Annotated in this window: 19 protein-coding genes; 10 read left to right on the top strand and 9 right to left on the bottom strand. The window is 58.8% G+C overall.

Translation table 11 applies throughout. The features are described from left to right. Positions 1 to 95: 95 nt before the first annotated feature. Positions 96 to 1,172 carry a TRAP transporter substrate-binding protein DctP gene (dctP, locus tag MSNKSG1_RS16345; protein ID WP_008940407.1) on the bottom strand — a complete coding sequence of 359 codons (1,077 nt, stop codon included), beginning with the start codon at positions 1,170 to 1,172 and terminating at the stop codon, positions 96 to 98. Between the two features lie 110 nt (positions 1,173 to 1,282). Beyond that, positions 1,283 to 2,959, bottom strand: a complete 1,677-nt coding sequence (locus MSNKSG1_RS16340; RefSeq protein WP_008940406.1) for a methyl-accepting chemotaxis protein — start codon at positions 2,957 to 2,959, stop codon at positions 1,283 to 1,285. A gap of 204 nt (positions 2,960 to 3,163) precedes the next feature. Between MSNKSG1_RS16340 and MSNKSG1_RS16335 the strand changes: the two genes are divergently transcribed. Then, positions 3,164 to 4,519, top strand: a complete 1,356-nt coding sequence (locus MSNKSG1_RS16335; protein ID WP_008940405.1) for a CHAD domain-containing protein — start codon at positions 3,164 to 3,166, stop codon at positions 4,517 to 4,519. After that, positions 4,488 to 4,850, top strand: a complete 363-nt coding sequence (locus MSNKSG1_RS18990; protein ID WP_008940404.1) for a thiol-disulfide oxidoreductase DCC family protein — start codon at positions 4,488 to 4,490, stop codon at positions 4,848 to 4,850. Before MSNKSG1_RS16335 ends, MSNKSG1_RS18990 begins: the two co-directional genes overlap by 32 nt. Positions 4,851 to 4,889: 39 nt before the next feature. Here MSNKSG1_RS18990 and MSNKSG1_RS16330 read toward each other — a convergent pair whose 3' ends face one another. Further along, a complete protein-coding gene (locus MSNKSG1_RS16330) occupies positions 4,890 to 5,105 on the bottom strand; it encodes a DUF3565 domain-containing protein (RefSeq protein WP_008940403.1) in 216 nt (71 codons plus the stop codon). Then, positions 5,102 to 5,992 (bottom strand): EamA family transporter RarD, encoded by an 891-nt coding sequence (gene rarD, locus MSNKSG1_RS16325; RefSeq protein WP_008940402.1) that lies wholly within the window; start codon positions 5,990 to 5,992, stop codon positions 5,102 to 5,104. The genes MSNKSG1_RS16330 and rarD overlap by 4 nt, the downstream gene beginning before the upstream one ends. 104 nt (positions 5,993 to 6,096) lie before the next feature. On the opposite strand from rarD, the gene MSNKSG1_RS16320 reads away from it, so the two are divergent. Then, positions 6,097 to 6,477: a rhodanese-like domain-containing protein gene (locus MSNKSG1_RS16320; RefSeq protein ID WP_008940401.1), complete on the top strand. Its 381-nt coding sequence runs from the start codon at positions 6,097 to 6,099 to the stop codon at positions 6,475 to 6,477. A 7-nt stretch (positions 6,478 to 6,484) separates the two neighbouring features. On the opposite strand, the gene MSNKSG1_RS16315 is transcribed toward MSNKSG1_RS16320, so the two are convergent. Further along, positions 6,485 to 6,943, bottom strand: a complete 459-nt coding sequence (locus MSNKSG1_RS16315) for a YchJ family protein (protein ID WP_083871125.1) — start codon at positions 6,941 to 6,943, stop codon at positions 6,485 to 6,487. Between the two features lie 97 nt (positions 6,944 to 7,040). Here MSNKSG1_RS16315 and MSNKSG1_RS16310 point away from each other — a divergent pair, with 97 nt between their 5' ends. Both MSNKSG1_RS16310 and MSNKSG1_RS16305 read left to right on the top strand, forming a co-directional pair. Further along, positions 7,041 to 7,772: a sulfite exporter TauE/SafE family protein gene (locus tag MSNKSG1_RS16310; RefSeq protein WP_008940399.1), complete on the top strand. Its 732-nt coding sequence runs from the start codon at positions 7,041 to 7,043 to the stop codon at positions 7,770 to 7,772. An 85-nt stretch (positions 7,773 to 7,857) separates the two neighbouring features. Continuing rightward, entirely contained in the window at positions 7,858 to 8,829 is a 972-nt protein-coding gene (locus MSNKSG1_RS16305; RefSeq protein WP_008940398.1) for a sensor domain-containing diguanylate cyclase, read from the top strand. Position 8,830: 1 nt separating this feature from the next. Here the strand turns inward: MSNKSG1_RS16305 and MSNKSG1_RS16300 are convergent, their stop codons facing one another. Then, the gene (locus MSNKSG1_RS16300; RefSeq protein WP_008940397.1) at positions 8,831 to 9,256 is read right to left on the bottom strand and encodes a hotdog fold thioesterase; all 426 of its coding nucleotides are present in this window, start codon (positions 9,254 to 9,256) and stop codon (positions 8,831 to 8,833) included. Between the two features lie 110 nt (positions 9,257 to 9,366). Further along, positions 9,367 to 10,119: a substrate-binding periplasmic protein gene (locus MSNKSG1_RS16295; RefSeq protein ID WP_008940396.1), complete on the bottom strand. Its 753-nt coding sequence runs from the start codon at positions 10,117 to 10,119 to the stop codon at positions 9,367 to 9,369. Between the two features lie 199 nt (positions 10,120 to 10,318). Here MSNKSG1_RS16295 and MSNKSG1_RS16290 point away from each other — a divergent pair, with 199 nt between their 5' ends. Then, positions 10,319 to 11,002, top strand: a complete 684-nt coding sequence (locus tag MSNKSG1_RS16290) for a type 1 glutamine amidotransferase domain-containing protein (protein ID WP_008940395.1) — start codon at positions 10,319 to 10,321, stop codon at positions 11,000 to 11,002. Here the strand turns inward: MSNKSG1_RS16290 and MSNKSG1_RS16285 are convergent. Continuing rightward, entirely contained in the window at positions 10,932 to 11,504 is a 573-nt protein-coding gene (locus tag MSNKSG1_RS16285; protein WP_040887019.1) for an acyl-CoA thioesterase, read from the bottom strand. The genes MSNKSG1_RS16290 and MSNKSG1_RS16285 overlap by 71 nt on opposite strands. Before the next feature lie 184 nt (positions 11,505 to 11,688). On the opposite strand from MSNKSG1_RS16285, the gene MSNKSG1_RS16280 reads away from it, so the two are divergent. Together MSNKSG1_RS16280 and MSNKSG1_RS16275 are read left to right on the top strand one after the other, a co-directional pair. Then, positions 11,689 to 12,417, top strand: coding sequence for a hypothetical protein (locus MSNKSG1_RS16280; RefSeq protein ID WP_008940393.1), 729 nt, complete (start codon positions 11,689 to 11,691; stop codon positions 12,415 to 12,417). Continuing rightward, positions 12,414 to 13,460: a peptidoglycan -binding protein gene (locus MSNKSG1_RS16275; RefSeq protein WP_008940392.1), complete on the top strand. Its 1,047-nt coding sequence runs from the start codon at positions 12,414 to 12,416 to the stop codon at positions 13,458 to 13,460. Before MSNKSG1_RS16280 ends, MSNKSG1_RS16275 begins: the two co-directional genes overlap by 4 nt. Before the next feature lie 36 nt (positions 13,461 to 13,496). On the opposite strand, the gene MSNKSG1_RS16270 is transcribed toward MSNKSG1_RS16275, so the two are convergent. Further along, positions 13,497 to 14,609 (bottom strand): S-(hydroxymethyl)glutathione dehydrogenase/class III alcohol dehydrogenase, encoded by a 1,113-nt coding sequence (locus MSNKSG1_RS16270; RefSeq protein WP_008940391.1) that lies wholly within the window; start codon positions 14,607 to 14,609, stop codon positions 13,497 to 13,499. Positions 14,610 to 14,696: 87 nt separating this feature from the next. Between MSNKSG1_RS16270 and MSNKSG1_RS16265 the strand changes: the two genes are divergently transcribed. Both MSNKSG1_RS16265 and MSNKSG1_RS16260 read left to right on the top strand, forming a co-directional pair. Then, positions 14,697 to 15,284, top strand: coding sequence for a TetR/AcrR family transcriptional regulator (locus MSNKSG1_RS16265; protein WP_008940390.1), 588 nt, complete (start codon positions 14,697 to 14,699; stop codon positions 15,282 to 15,284). 66 nt (positions 15,285 to 15,350) lie between these two features. After that, the gene (locus MSNKSG1_RS16260) at positions 15,351 to 16,478 is read left to right on the top strand and encodes an alkene reductase (RefSeq protein WP_008940389.1); all 1,128 of its coding nucleotides are present in this window, start codon (positions 15,351 to 15,353) and stop codon (positions 16,476 to 16,478) included. The last annotated feature ends 55 nt before the right edge of the window (positions 16,479 to 16,533 follow it).

Here is a 16,533-nt window from a genome sequence, read left to right as displayed (position 1 = left end):
AAAGAGCGGCCTATTTTTCCAGAAAGCGCCAAAAACAAAAAGGGGCGTCGGCATTGTGCCGACGCCCCTCTCTTACGCTTCTGATCGGTATTGGATTACTCGGTCGCCGAGCTTTCCAGATACGCCTTGTCAGAAATGTTGGTCCATTTGCGGACAATCTTCAGGTAATCACGCTGGGAAGAAATGATCTTCCGGGCCATCGGATCCTTCTCGGCGTACTGCTCAAGCAGCTTGTCGGTGGTCTTGCGAAGGGCGTTGATGACCTCTGGCGGGAACACCTTGTGCTGCACGTCCGGGTAGTTTTCCTTCATCTTGTCCCACGCCATGGCATTCTCGTGGTAGCTTTCGATGTACATATCGTGGGCGGCGGTGCGCATGGCAACCCTCAGGATTTCCTGCAGGTCTGCCGGCAGCTTGTCCCAGGTCTTCTCATTCACCAGGAACTGCACCTCGGCACCCGGCTCCTGCCAACCGGAGTAGTAGTACTTGGCAATCTGCTGGAAGCCCATGGGGAAATCCAGAGCCGGACCGACCCACTCGGCGGCATCGATGGTGCCACGCTCCAGCGCGCTGAACAGCTCTCCCGGCGGAATGTTGGTCACCGCCACACCCAGCTCGGACATAACCTCGCCGGCCAAGCCGGGTGTCCGCATTTTCAGACCTTTCAGGTCGTCCAGGGATTTGATTTCCTTGCGGAACCAGCCGCCCATCTGGTTACCGGTGTTGCCCCCCGGGAACGAAAGCAGCCCATACGGACGATACACTTGTTCCATGAGGTCCATACCGCCGCCATAGTAGAACCAGGCATACATCTCCGGCGCGGTCAGGCCGAACGGAATGGTGGTGAAGTACATGGCATTCGGGATGGTGCCCTTGTAATAGTACGAGGCAGTGTGGCCCAGGTCGTACTGACCGGAACGCACCATGTCGAAGATGCCGAACGGTGCCTTGTGCTTGCTGGACGGATCAATCCGGATTTTCAGCCGGCCGTCGGACATTTTTTCCGCCATTTCGGCGAAGTGCTTGGTGGTCTCTGCCAGGATCGGCGTGTTCGGTCCCCAGGTCTGTGCGAGGCTCAGGTTGTAGGTTTCCTGGTCCTGGGCAAGCGCGGAGGCACTGAACGCCGAGGTCGCCACAGCGATCGCGGCCAAGAAGGTCTTGCGAAGATTCATGATGTTAGCTTCCGTTTTTGTTGGTATGTATGACAAGTGTCATTAACAGCAGCATAATAGCCTGCCAACGGCCCGAGGCCAATGGCCCCGGACCGACAACGCTCCGGTGGTCAGACCTTGAACTGTCCCACCAGCTCCCGGAGATTCTCACCCAGTCGCGCCAGCTCATGGCTCGCCTCGTTGGTCTGGGTTACGCCAGTGTCACTGCGCTGGGCAGCATCCACGATCCGGACCACGTTCTGGTTGATCTCCTCGGCCACCTGGCTCTGTTGTTCGGCCGCCGTCGCGATCTGCGTGACCTGGTCGTGGATCTGCGTCACCGACTTCTCGATGGTCGTCAGTGCCGAGGTCGCGTGATCAATCCGCTCCACGGTCGATTCCGAACTCTTCCGGGAATGATTCATCCGTTCAACGGCAGCCCGGGATTCTGTGACGAAGCCGTCAATCATCTCCCGTATCTGATCCGCCGATTCGGCACTGCGCTTGGCCAGCTGCCGGACCTCGTCTGCCACCACCGAGAAGCCTCGGCCATGCTCACCGGCACGGGCTGCCTCGATGGCCGCATTCAGAGCCAGCAGGTTGGTCTGTTCGGTCACCGCATGGATCACGTCGAGCACCTGCTGGATCTCGTCGGACTTTTCCGCCAGGGCATCGATGCTGGCCGAGGTGCTCTTGATCTCTTCGGACAGCTGATTCACCGAACTCTGGGCACTGGTGATGGTCTCGCCCCCTTCCCGGGCCATGCGATCGGCGTCAGACGCCGCACTTTCAACCTCATTGGCGTTACCGGAGATCTGCTGGATGGTGGCCGCCATTTCATTGATAGCAGAAGCGATCTGATCGGTTTCGGAGCCCTGCTCCTGTACCGACTGTCGGGTTTCATTGGCCACCCGGCTGAGCTCTTCAGCAGCAGACGCCAGCTGATCCGTGGTCGCGCCCACATCGCGAATGGTGTTCTGGATCTTTACCACGAAGTGGTTGAACCGTCGGCCCAGCTCGGACAGCTCATCGGTTCCTTCCTCAGGAAGGCGCTGACGGAGATCGCCGTCGCCATCGGCAATCTCCTGCATCATGTCACTGACGCTCTTCAGCGGTTTGGTCACCGTGCGGCCGACAAACAGCCCGATCAGTACCGCAATGACAACCACAATCACGGTCGCCAGCAGAATAAAGCCCAGCGCCCGATCAATGCTCTTTTCAATTTCGACCTTCGACGCGGCCACCACCTTCTTGATGTCGGTGACGTAAACACCGGTACCGATCATCCAGTCCCACCCCGGGATAATGGTGGAGTAGGACACTTTCGGTTCTTCATTGCCCGAGGCCGGGTTCATCCATGTGTAAGACAGGAAACCACCCTTCTGGGCTGCCTTGAACAGGTTCGCGACCAGATCCTTGACCACCGGGTTTCCGGTCGGCCCCTCTTTCGACGGGTCCGGCGCATAGGCCAGATTGAAGACATCGCGGGTGTAGGCAAACACATAGTTGTTATTGCCGAAGGTAATCGACCGCAGGCGCTGCCGGGCCGCTTCTTTGGCCTCCGACTCCGACAGATCGGGGTCGTTCTTGGCCTCCATCACCACCGAACGAGCTGTCGAAACCAGGCTCTTCAACCCTTCTTTACGGGCGTCAAGCAGATTGGCCTCCAGCCTTTTGAGCTCTTCCTGTCCATTGGTCTGGATTCGGCTGGCGGTGATCCAGGCCAGAGTGCCCGCCGTAAGGAGTACGGGGACCAGAACGGCTACAAGCAGGCGAACTCTTATACTGAGCCGGTTCAGAACCTTCATAGTAATAATCTCTCCGCGCTTCGTTTCAGGGTGATTATCCATATCCCGGGCAAAGGGACCGTTCCATTTTGTAAGACAGTTTTTCGCCCCGCCTCCCTCTGCACAGACGGGCCAAATGTAAGCTACGCTTCTAGAAGCATTTTCACGTTCTTAGTTTAACGACCGTCACAACTCTGACTTGAGATCACCCCATACTAAGGTCCCATGAAACATCTGTTCCTGGTACGCCACGCAAAATCCAGCTGGACTGACGACACCCTCCGGGATCGGGACCGTCCGCTGAACCATCGGGGAGAAAGCCAACTACCCTCTCTCTCCCGCGCACTGACCAGACTGGGGGCGTTTGGTGGCCGAGCATATGCCAGTAGCGCGACACGGGCCCGCACCACGCTCGAGGGCATTCTGCCACCCGGATTTCCAACTGACCGGGTGTTTGTCCTTCCAGAACTCTACACCTTTGATCACCGGCGTCTATTACGCTGGCTGCAGAATCGGGACGAGAGCGAAGAAACCGTGCTGCTGATCGGGCACAATCCCGCCCTGATTGAGCTGGCCGGCCACTTATTGGGGGCAGATCCCCACGCGCTGCCAACCGCTTCCATCGCTCACATCAACCTGCCTGACAAACCCTGGCGAAAACTGAAGGCCGGAAAGGGCACCCTGGAGGTCCTGCTGACGCCGAAGGACTTCAGCTACCAGCAGTTCAACCGGAAACGTCGCAAAGACGGCTCGCCCGAGGCGGACATTGTCGCCGCTCTGGACCAACAGCTCAGGCGCATCCGGGATCTGGAACGGGGCGTGCGGGTTGGTGTGGACGATGAATTCCTGCACCAGTACCGGGTCGCCATCCGACGCAGTCGTGCCATTGCCGAGTCTGTGGGGGAAGTGACCCGAAATCATTCGCTGAGCCGTTCGATCAAGGCCCTCAAGCGGCATGCCCGGGCCACCAGTCGACTGCGCGACCTTCACGTCTTCCGACAGCAGTTGACGGGAATCTGCCAGGGCAACGAGGAACTCGCCACTGCACTGGCGACGTGGGCCGAGACCGAAATCGACAAATCCCACAGCGATCTGCTCCATCACCTGGATAGCCGATACTACCGGAACAGTCTGGACGACTGGAGCAACCAGATTCATGCCCGGACGTTCCGTAAGCTGACCCGTGGAATGACATCGAAAGACATCCGGAATGCGGTGGCGCGACGTATCAAAGAGTTCAACAGGCGTGACGCCGAATTGTTGCACTCAGCGCCGGATGAACCTGTCCATAGCCAGAGGAAACGCATCAAGCGCATTCGTTACCTGATGGAACTGGACCGGTCCCGATGGCAGGACGCCCTCGGCATCCTGAAAAAACGTCAGGAACTGTACGGTCGCTTTCAGGACCTGCACGTGCAGATGGAACTGCTCGATGCCTTCCGGGACAGTGCACCGGATGTGCGGCCCGAGGCCATAGCGGGTCTGAAGGCCGAGCTTGAGCAACAAAAAGCGGACGTCAAACGCCGGATACTCGCCCTGGGAGGACTTGATGGCGCCGCGATACGACACGCTCTTCTATGATGGCCAATGCCCGCTTTGTGCCCGAGAGGTACGAACCCTCAGACGACTGCAGACGGGCCAACTGCTCCTCGCTGACATCCATGGCCAGCGGAACCAGACGCTACCAGACCGGGAGACACTTCTGCGACGCCTGCACCTGATGACCTGGACCGGCGAATGGTTCACCGGGCTCCATGCCACCGTTCGAGCCTGGTCACATACGCCACTGGGATTCCTGTTCAAACCCTTACTATGGCCAGGCGTTTACCAGTTGGCGGCACCAGTCTATGCGCGGTGGGCGGACCGAAGATACGAACGGAAATACGCCTGCGGGGAATGCAAAATCGGCTAGCCGCTACCCGATATGGCTAGCGGCCAGCCTGATACAGATTCAACCAACCGGTCGATCATCGGGCGGGGCGCCCTCATCGCATTTCCGGCAATCCAGTTCGACGCCAAGCCTCGACGCCCTGCCTTCCGGGGTCGTCACCCAGGGGCGGTTGATCCAGGGCGGATCGTGACGCACGTGCTGGTTGTGACCACAGGCCAGCTGGGCGACCCAGTGATCTTCGTCGTCCTTGTGATAACCGGTGATCGGTTGTTTCATCGTGACATACCTCTTTCTTTCCACGCCGACCACGAATAGATCCCCAAAGCAATCCAGATCATGACAAAGCTCATCAGCTTCGCCAGGCTCAGCGGCTCGTCGAAAACGAACTTCGCGATCAGGAACTGAAGCGTCGGATTGATGTACATGAGAAAGCCGACGGTGGCCAGTCGCAAACGCCGGGCAGCGCCGGCAAAGGCCAGCAGAGGAACCGCTGTGACCACACCGGACGACAGAAGCAACAGAAGGCCACCGGTGCTGTGCGAGAAATGGGACAAATCCTGATGTCCCAGCCAGGCCCAGGCGATCAGAGCGACGGGCAACAGAAGTAGGGTTTCCACGAACAGGCCCGACAGACCATCCAGTTCGACCTTCTTCCGGAACAGACCGTAACTGCCGAAGCTGAACGCCAGGACCAGGGTAATCCAGGGCACGACACCAAGAAGGAACAGCTGATAGAGAATGGCCAGGGCCGCCAGTACGACAGCCAGCCCTTGCAGTCTGGAGATCCTTTCCCGGAGAACAATCATCCCCATGGCCACGTTTACCAGAGGCGTCAGGAAATAGCCCAGGCTCGCCTGGAGCACATGCCGGGTCTCGACCGCATAAATATAGACACCCCAGTTCAGGGCGATGAAAACGGCGCAGGCAAGCACAAAGCCCAGCCGGCGCGGCTGGCAAAGAGCGTTGCGAACCGGCTGCCAGCGTTTCAGTAATGTGATGACGATGGCGAGGAACAGACAGGACCAGATGATCCGGTGAATCAGGACCTCGTAGGCGGGGATGCCCTCGAACAGGGAGAAATACAGTGGAAAACTGCCCCAAAGGGTGTAGGCCGCCAGGCCAAACAGTACGCCTCTGGTTGCTTCGCTGCCGGTCGCTTTCATAGGTTCCTCATTATCCAGGCGCGTCAATTTACCACAGCCCGGATGACGAAGGCTCGCCAAATGTCCTAACCTGAAGGTCTGATCCAACCGGTGGAGGAAATCCGATGAAGAGTGCCCACGATCTGGTGGAAGACGCCAGGAAAGAAATACAGGAAGTGTCGCTGGAGAAGGCCGACGAGGCGATCCGACAAGCCGATCTTTTGCTGGATGTACGCGATCCGGACGAATACCGGAGCGGGCACATTCCCGGCGCCGTCAATATTTCCCGGGGCATGCTGGAATTCAAGTTTTCCAATGACCCGTCCCTGGAAAACCGGGACATGAAAATCGTGCTCTACTGCAAGACGTCCGGTCGCGCGGCCCTGAGCGCGCAATCACTCAAGGCAATGGGATACCGCAACGTGCAGTCGATTGAGGGCGGATTCGACGCCTGGGTCGACGCCGGTAAAGACATTGTTGAACCGCAATTGCCAGCGTTCGAATAAACCGGGATTACAGACAGCAGGCCTTGTACTTTTTACCACTGCCGCACGGGCACCGCTCGTTGCGGCCGGGTTTCAGGACGCCTTCACCGGTCTCCCCGGAAAGGTAGTACCAGTGCCCGCCCTCCTTGACGAAGTCAGACACCTCCTCCAGATAGCCCCATTCGCCGCTCACGCGGTAAATGGCACGAAAATGCACCTGCCCCCGGCGCTCATGCTCTTCGCTGCTGATGACCTGAAGTGACGTCCAGTCTGGAGAATCGTCCAGGTCGAGCGTGACCGGACGGGTATCCGGGTGCCAGGTAGCCCGCAGGTATTCCGGTCGCTTCTGGACAAACGCCGCGAAACGCGAACGCATCAACGCCTCTGGCGTGGACGCAGGATCACCCAGATGCATCGGTTGGCAGCACTGCTCATAGGGTTTGCCCGAACCGCAGGGGCAGTTGGCTTTTGGGTCGTCGGATGGCATAGAGTGTCCGATTCAGCTTCAGCATGCGTGTTAACCGCCAGTTTACCAACTTCAGCGTCGGGAACCGACCACGGCGTTCAATGGGGACAGACAGACCGTGTTTGATATCTCTTGGTTGCAGATCATTCTTGCCAACCTGGCGCTTCTGGCGGGAGCCTGTCTCCAGGGTGTGGCCGGTTACGGCATAGGTACACTCTCGGCACCGCTGTTATTCCTGATCAGTCCGATATTGTTGCCGGCGCCATTGATTCTGAACGCGACCCTGCTGACCATCCTGATGCTGATCCGCAATCGGGGGTCCGTGGAAATCCGCCAGGTTCGCTTTGCCATTGGCGGCGGGTTTATTGGCGTGCTGCTGGCCGGGGTCACCCTGACCCTGATTTCGCCCAAAGGCTTCGAACTGATGTTCGGTGCTCTGATCCTTCTGGGCGTTGGTCTCAGCGTGGTTGGTCTCAAGCCCCGTTTGAATGCCCGAAACAGCATGATCGCCGGCGCTGCCTCTACGTACATGGGCACCATCACCGCGGTGGGCGGCCCACCGATTGCACTGATCTATCAGAATGAAAAGGGACCGCTGGTTCGTGCCAACATGTCGGCGTTCTTCCTGGTTGCCAGCGTGTTCAGCCTGATGACCCTTGCCCTCTCCGGCTACCTCGGCCGCTCACAGGCAGCCCTGTTCATTGCGACATTTCCGGGGGTTCTGACCGGCTTCTGGCTATCCGGAAAGCTGGTCAACAGGCTGCCCTTCGACGGGTTGCGCCCGGTTATCCTCGGCATTGCCGGAGTTGCTGGCCTCGCGGCCCTGATTCGAGGGCTGATCTACCTCTGAACGGGCTATGATTGCAGAATGCAGCTTTCTCCAAAGTCCACTGCTATACTGCGGTCCCAAATACCCCCACACCTTCTGGATTGCCATGAAAGCCTCCGAGCCGTCCACCAACATTGCCTCGGATTCTCCGGACGACCAACCGCTTCTTTCCAGCCCCCAGGGACTGCAGGCCGTACTCGATAACCTGGACGCACTGGTGTATGTCTCCGATTTCGAGACCCACGAACTGCTCTACATGAATGCCTACGGGCGCCGAAACTGGGGACAATTCGAGGGGCGCCGTTGCTGGCAGGTGCTTCAGGAGAGCGACGGGCCGTGTACCTTCTGCACCAATCACCTGCTGATCGATAGCAAAGGCAATCCCACTCCGCCCTACATCTGGGAATTCCAGAATCAGGTGGATCAGCGCTGGTACCAGTGTCGTGATCGGGCAATCCGCTGGACCGATGGACGCCTGGTCCGCATGGAAATTGCGACCGACATCACCGACCGCAAGCAAATGGAACTGGCCCTCAAGGCCGCCCACGAAAAGGCCCGTGCGGCAGCGCTGGAAGACGAACTGACCGGACTTCACAACCGACGCGCGTTCTTCGAGTTCGGCATGCAGGCACTGAAGCAGGCGCGCCGCAACAAAACCTCCCTGGCGGCAGTGATGTTCGACCTCGATCACTTCAAGGTCATCAACGATACCCACGGCCATGAAGCCGGCGATGAGGTCCTCAGGCGTGTGGGCGAGCTGCTGAAGGCAAAGGTTCGCGAAGCTGACATCGCCGCGCGTATTGGTGGGGAAGAGTTTGCCATCCTGCTGACCAATTCGACGCCAGGAGAGGCGCGCGAGATGGCTGAACGCTTGCTGCTTCTGATCCGGAGCAACGGCATTCCATTTCGAAATGTGAAAATTGCGCCCACGGCCAGCTTTGGACTGGCTATGATGTCCGATGCGGACACGCGCCTGGAACCACTGCTGGCTCGCGCCGACGAGGCCATGTACGAATCCAAGACCGGTGGTCGAAACCGGATCACGGTCTATAGCGAGCCGGGGTCGGGACAGGCCTGAATCAGGCCCGCCGGGTTACCGCCATGGTGAGCCGGGAAATACAGGTGGTTTTGCCTTCCTCGTTTTCCAGGCGAATTTCCCAGACCTGGGTAGCCCCGCCAATGTGCAAGGCCTTTGCCGTGCCATAGACCCAGCCCTTGCTCACAGGCCGGATATGGTTAGCGTTGATATCCAGACCCACCGCGACGGTTTCAGGATCCCTGAGACAGCAGTTCGCGGCCATGCTGCCGAGCGTCTCGGCCAACAAGACCGATGCGCCACCGTGGAGAATACCGAACGGTTGCACGGTGCGCTCATCGACCGGCATACGTCCCTTGACGTAATCGTCTCCGATTTCAAGGTATTCAATGCCCAAATGCTCAACGGCGGTATTACGGCTGTTTTTGGCCAGCTGCTCAAGATTGGGTTCGCGGGTCCAGATTGCCATGTCGGGATCGTCTCCTGAGTCTTCGTTTGACGGATAGTGGAGACGAGTCTATCCGGTTAGCTTGCTCAGCACCACGAAAAAATACCGGACAGGGGCGCGCGATAATAGCCTTACGGAAGGGGTTGTCCGAGGTATTTCAGAAGCAGCGACTCCCGCTCCCCTTTCATATCCATCAGCTTCAATGCGGCCCGGATATCGTCAGCATAGCGAAGGGCCGGCGAGTTTTTCGCCACGGCAATCCAGGAGCGCTCCCCTGGAACAAAAAACGGAGAAATGTGGGCGTCCAGTCCCAGCTTGTTTATCGTATACCGGCCCACCAGCTCCGGTGCGATCACCACATCCACCCGTCCCCTCTGCATCATCAGCATCAGGTTTTCGTAGCGCTTGGCTGGTTCTTTGAGCAGATCACCGTCTTTATCAAACCGGTGGAAGTAGCTTGCGCCCTCCAGCACACCAATACGTTTACCGTACAGGTCAGAGTAACGGCTGATGCGGTTGTCAGCATTGAGGTAAAAAAACAGCCGGCGCTCCGGCGGGAAGGCCGGGGCAATATACGCCAGTTTCTTTTCCCGCTCCGGGGTCTTCAGGGGGCCCAGCATGATATCCACCTCGCCCTGTTCCATCATGAGCAGAACCCGCCGGAAAGGCGCCTCCCGGAACCGGACCCGCCACCCCAGCAACCGGGCCACTTCCTTGAATATGTCGACGTAGAGACCGGTGGCCCGGCCGGGCTCGATGATCCGATAGGGGGGTGCATTATTGACGCCAACCGTAACGGTTAACGGTGGCACCGTTTCGGTACCCTGCTGGGCTGCGCAGGGCACCGACAGCAGCAAAAGAAGCGAGAAGTAAACCGTCCGCATACAGGCCTGTCCCTGAACGAATGAATGTGCGGTACCGAACCTCCGTCGTCCGGATATCCCGTCATTATAGACATTTCCGTCAAATCCGCCGCCCGACGATTTTCGTAACCATGGTTGAATTCCATCCGGCACGGATCCATCTCCCCTGTGTACCGGATCCAATATCCAACGATCTTCAAACGAACGGAGCAAACCTGACATGAAAATACTGATGGTTCTGACATCCCACGACCAAATGGGCGATACCGGCCACAAGACCGGTTTCTGGCTGGAAGAATTCACTGCTCCTTTCTACGTATTCAAGGATGCCGGGGCCGATATCACAATCGCATCCCCAAAGGGTGGCCAGCCCCCGGTTGACCCGAACAGTGAGGCGGAAGGCGCCCTCACCGACACCACCCGCCGCTTCATGGACGACGGGCACGCCAAGGAGATGCTCGCCAGCACCAAGAAGCTGGGCGATGTCGACATGAACGACTTCGATGCCATCTTCTATCCGGGGGGTCACGGACCGCTCTGGGACCTGGCCAATGACGACCACTCCGTTGCCCTGATCAAGACCGCTTACGAACAGGACAAGGTGATCGGCGCCGTCTGTCACGCACCGGCCGTTTTCAAGAAGGTGTTCATCAAGCCGGATCAGAACATCGTGGGCGGTCGCACCGTCACCGGCTTCACCAACACCGAGGAAGAGGCCGTCCAGCTGACCAACATCGTGCCGTTCCTGGTTGAGGACATGCTCAAGGAAAACGCAGGGGAATACACCCGCGGAGACGATTGGGCCCCGCACATTGTCGTGGACGGCAAGCTGATTACCGGCCAGAACCCGGCGTCCTCCGAAGGTGCCGCCAAAGCCGTGCTGCAGGCCTTGCAGGAAAGCTGAAGGCGACCCGGGAAAGGGTAACCGGGTTACCCGGCCCTGAAGTCGGGCTGCTGCTCGCCGGCGTGGCTGAGCAGCACGCCCGGCGCCCCGGCTTCAAGCAGTGCCCGGATCCGATCGGGAATCGCGATTTTTCCATCACCGACGGCCGTATCATCACGTCAGTGATGTCGGCATCTGCAATGAACTGCCCGTCTGCAAACCGATAAAACTCCAGATGAAGCGTGAAGGACGTACGGCCAATCCGGCCGGTCCGAATCCGGGCCTCGAGTACGTCATCAAACCGCGCCGGCGCCTTCCAGTTGATGGTCAGACTCACCACCTGAATATCCAGATCCTGGTCCAGAAGATTCTGGTAATCCCCGAACAGCACCCGGATATACTCATTGACGGAGATATCAACGAAATCAGCGTACCGCGCATTGAACACAACGCTCTGGGCATCGCACTCGCCGTAGCGCACGCGAAATCGGAAACGAAAGGGCATATCGCTGGATTCAGGCATGTGGCATCACTCACCGTTACTGGATTCTCGAGTCTCAAGGCCGCCTACACGAGGTCGGCGCATCTGGCACTATACTATCGATCCGAATCCGGAAAGACAGCCCTGCCCATTCGCGACTGTCACATCATAAACGGTCACTCTGTGCTAACGTTTTGGAGAATCTCTCAAAAGGTTGGCCGCACTCATGAGCAATCCCAAACACACGCTGTTCTGGATGACGCTGTTTCTCGGTGTTGTGATCATCGTTGGCGCACTCATCCACAAACCACTGATCACCGCGTTCATGGCCAACTGGGTGTTCAATCTGCTGATTGTCGGGGTACTGATCATCGGGATCGGCCTCACCTATCGGCAGGTATTCGTCCTGTTTCCGGAGCTCCGCTGGATCGCCCAGTTCCGCACCGGTCATTCGGGACTGTCCGTCCTGCAGGAGCCCCGGCTGCTCAAGCCCCTGGCCCGGCAACTGGGGGAAGAGGCCAAGCGGGATCGTTTCACCCTGTCCACGATGTCACTGCGGACGGTACTGGACGGCATCCATTCCCGGATGGACGAACAACGGGAAATCACCCGGTATTTCATTAACCTGCTGGTGTTCCTGGGGCTTCTCGGGACCTTCTGGGGGCTGCTGGGAACCATCAACGCCGTGGGCGACGTGATCGCCGGGCTGGACATGAGCCAGGAAGACTTCGGCAAGGTCTTTGGCGACCTTCAAGCGGGGTTGCTGACACCGCTGCAGGGTATGGGTACGGCGTTCAGTTCCTCCCTGCTCGGCCTTGGAGGCTCACTGATCCTCGGCTTTCTGGATATCCAGGCAGGACACGCCCAGAACCGCTTCTACGACGGCCTGGAGGAATGGCTGACCGGGGTCACCAACCTGGTGGACCGGGTCGATGACGAGAAAGACCTGTCATGATCGGTTCCCGGCGGCGCTCCCGAAGCTCAACCAACGTCTGGCCCGGCTACGTCGATGCCCTGTCCGCCCTGCTGATGCTGGTGATTTTCGTGCTGATGGTCTATGTGGTCAGCCAGCTGTACCTGTCTCAGACCCTGTCTGATCGGAATTCCCAGCTGGTTCGACTGAATGCCCGCCTCGACCAACTCTCGGAACTGCTGGGACTGGAGAAGGACAAGACGGCGGCCATGGAAGATCAGATGGCGTCACTCCAGAACCAATACAGCGACAGTCTGGCCCGCAATGACGAACTGGTGGGGCAGCTCGAATCGACACGAGAGCAGCTCATGCAGCAGACGGCCACGGCCGACGCCCAGTCGGAGCGACTGGCTGGCATGGAACAGACGTTGAAGGACAAGGACCAGATGTCCGCCAGCCAGCAAGCAATGATCCTCCGTCTGTCGAACCAGATCGCGTCTCTTCAGGGACAACTGAGAAAGATTGCCGCGGCACTGAAACTCCAGAAGAATCTGACGGCGGAGAAGGAATCGGAACTGAACAAAGTCAGCCAGCGGCTCAACACCCTGCTCGCCGAACGGGTCAATCAGCTGGAACAATACCAGTCCGAATTCTTTGCCCGACTGCGAAATATCCTTGCCGGCAATGACAATATCCGGGTGGTCGGGGACCGGTTCCTGCTGCCCTCGGAGTTACTGTTCGCCTCCGGATCGGCGGATCTGGGTGCCGATGGCAAGCGAGAACTGGACAAGCTCGCAGGCGTGCTCCTGGATGTAGTGGGCAAGATCCCGGACGACGTGGACTGGATCCTGCGGGTAGATGGCCACACGGACATCATTCCGATCAACACGCCGAAATTCCCGTCGAACTGGGAACTGTCGACGGCGCGAGCGGTCGCGGTGGTGCGCTACCTGGCGGCGCAGGGTGTGCCTGAAAAACGCATGGTGGCCGCCGGCTTCGGTGAATTCTTCCCGGTCGCCGAAGGCACCTCACCGGAAGCCCTGCAGAAGAACCGGCGGATCGAACTCAAACTGACCGACCGGTAAACGTCGGTCAGTTTGAGCGTCAGGCTGGAAAACCGGTCAGTAATGGATGACGGACCGGATACTCTTGCCTTCGTGCATCAGGTCGAAGGCCTTGTTGATGTCCTCCAGCTTCATCTCGTGGGTGATGAACACATCCAGCGGGATTTCACCTTCTTCTGCCTTTTTCACATAGCCGGGAAGCTCGGTGCGCCCTTTGACGCCACCAAATGCGGAACCACGCCAGACCCGACCGGTGACCAGCTGGAACGGACGCGTGCTGATTTCCTCGCCGGCACCGGCCACGCCAATAATGGTCGACTCACCCCAGCCCTTGTGACAGGCTTCCAGAGCCGCCCGCATCAGTTTGACGTTACCCACGCATTCGAAGGTGTAGTCGGCACCGCCATCGGTCATCTCGACGATGACCTCCTGAATCGGCTTATCGTAGTCGTTGGGGTTGACCACGTCGGTGGCACCGAGCTGCCTGGCAATGTCGAACTTGCCCGGGTTGATGTCGACACCGATGATGCGACCGGCCTTGGCCATTTTCGCGCCAATGATGGCGGCAAGACCAATGCCACCCAGACCGAAGATGGCCACGGTTGCGCCTTCCTCAACCTTGGCGGTGTTCAGAACCGCGCCAATGCCGGTGGTGACGCCACAGCCCAGGAGACACACCTTGTCCAGCGGCGCTTCCTTGGGAATCTTGGCCAGTGAAATCTCCGGCAACACGGTGTACTCGGAGAAGGTCGAGCAGCCCATGTAGTGATACAGCGGCTGGCCCTTGTAAGAAAAACGGGACGTGCCATCGGGCATGACGCCCTTTCCCTGGGTTTCCCGCACGGCTCCACACAGGTTGGTCTTGCCGGACGTACAGAATTTGCATTTGCCACACTCGGCCGTGTACAGCGGAATCACATGATCACCGACCTCCAGCGAGGTCACACCCGGACCGACAGCTTCAACAATACCGCCACCTTCGTGGCCCAGGATGGTCGGGAACAATCCTTCCGGGTCTGCACCAGAGAGCGTGTACGCATCGGTATGGCAGACACCGGTCGCCACGATACGCACCAGCACCTCACCCTCTTTCGGGTCTTCGACATCCACTTCGACGATTTCGAGCGGCTTGTTGGCTTCAAACGCCACCGCAGCACGAGATTTGATCACTGTAAGGCTCCTTTGGGGTATGGATTTCGGCTAGTTCGTACACCAGGCCTTTGACGCCCGTTAGACGACCGGTCTAATATACCAGCCATGGCTTCCAACGACACCCGTCATCACATCATTGAGACCGGGGCCGACCTGATCGGCCAGAAAGGCTTCGGTGCAACCGGCATCAATGCCGTGCTCACCGCCGCCGGCGTGCCCAAGGGGTCGTTCTATCATTACTTTAGCAGCAAGAACGATTTTGGCCTGGCTGTCATCGACAGTTTCGCGGAGGAATACGATGCGAGGCTGGACCGGATTCTCAATGACAGCAGCCGGTCCTGCATCGACCGCCTGCGCGCCTACTTCGATACCGGTTTTGAAACCATGACCAGCTGCGAGTACACCCGCGGCTGCCTCATCGGCAATCTCGGACAGGAGCTGGCCGGCCAGAACGAAACCTTTCGCACCCGGCTCGACAAGGTCTTTTCCGGCTGGGAGAAGCGTTTTGAACGCTGCATATCCGAAGCCCAGACTGCCGGTGATATTGACGCCCGCATTGATTCCGCCGACGCTGCCAGCTTCCTGCTCTCCGGCTGGGAGGGCGCGATCCTGCGGTCCAAGGTGCTCAAGTCAACGGAGCCGATGGAGCGTTTTGTACGGGTATTCTTCAAGCAGTGCCTGGGCATCGACTGAATTTTTTTCGCCTGATGACTAGTAGACTGGTCTATTTATTTACACCCGATTCGCAAGGAGTAAACCATGAACAATCAGCACCCGAATGATCCGTTGTTCGAGCCATTCAACCTGGGCGACCTGACCCTGCCCAACCGGGTTCTCATGTCTCCCCTCACCCGCTCACGCTCAAGCCAGCCGGGCGATATTCCCAACGACATGAACGCCCATTACTACCAGCAACGCGCCGGCGCCGGCATGATTTTCAGTGAGGCGACCCAGGTCTCGCCTCAGGGCAAAGGCTATGCCTTTACACCGGGCATCCATTCCCGGGAACAGATTGACGGCTGGAAAAAGGTCACTGGCGCGGTGCACATGGCCGGCGGTCGCATCCATATGCAACTGTGGCATGTAGGCCGGATTTCACACCCCGCGCTTCAGCCCGATGGTGGGCAGCCGGTGGCTCCCTCTGCAATCAAGCCTGAGGGTGCCAAGACGTTTATCAGCGCGGATTCCGGCATGGTGGATGTCCCCGAGCCACGGGCGTTGGAGACGGGCGAAATGGCCGATATCGTCGAGCAGTACCGTCAGGGTGCCAAAAACGCCAAGGAAGCCGGGTTCGACGGTGTTGAAGTCCACGCCGCCAATGGTTACCTGCTCGACCAGTTCATCAAGAGCGGCAGCAACCACCGCACCGATGAGTACGGAGGGTCCGTTGAGAACCGTCTGCGCTTGCCGCTGATGGTGATCCGGGCGGTCATCGATGTGTGGGGCAAAGACAACGTGGGCGTTCGCGTAAGCCCGACCGGCAGTTTCAACGCAATGTACGATGCAGACCCGGTTGAAACCTTTGGCACCTTTGCCAGGCACCTGAACGAGCTGGGCATTGCCTACATTGAGGTGGTTGAAGACTCATTCCAGGGCAACCACGCCAACGGGCGCCCGGAAGAAGTGATCGATGCCATCCGGACGGCCTTCAAGGGCACCTACATCGCCAACGGCGCCTACACCGCCGAAGAAGCGCGCACCCGTATCAGCGAGGGCCGCTGCGACCTGGTCACTTTCGGTCGCCCGTTTATCGCCAACCCGGATCTGCCGGAGCGCTTTCGTCAGCACGCGCCACTCAACGAGTGGGACGACAGCACCTTCTATGGTGGCGATGAACACGGCTATACCGACTATCCGACACTCAAAGAACTGGAGGCCAGGGCCTGACCCGGGCCATTGATCCGCCTAATCTTTTTAACCGTCTGCGGCGTATGCTGTCAGT

The organism is Marinobacter santoriniensis NKSG1, from assembly GCF_000347775.1.
Lineage (GTDB): Bacteria > Pseudomonadota > Gammaproteobacteria > Pseudomonadales > Oleiphilaceae > Marinobacter > Marinobacter santoriniensis.
This window is presented reverse-complemented; position numbering and strand designations above follow the sequence as displayed.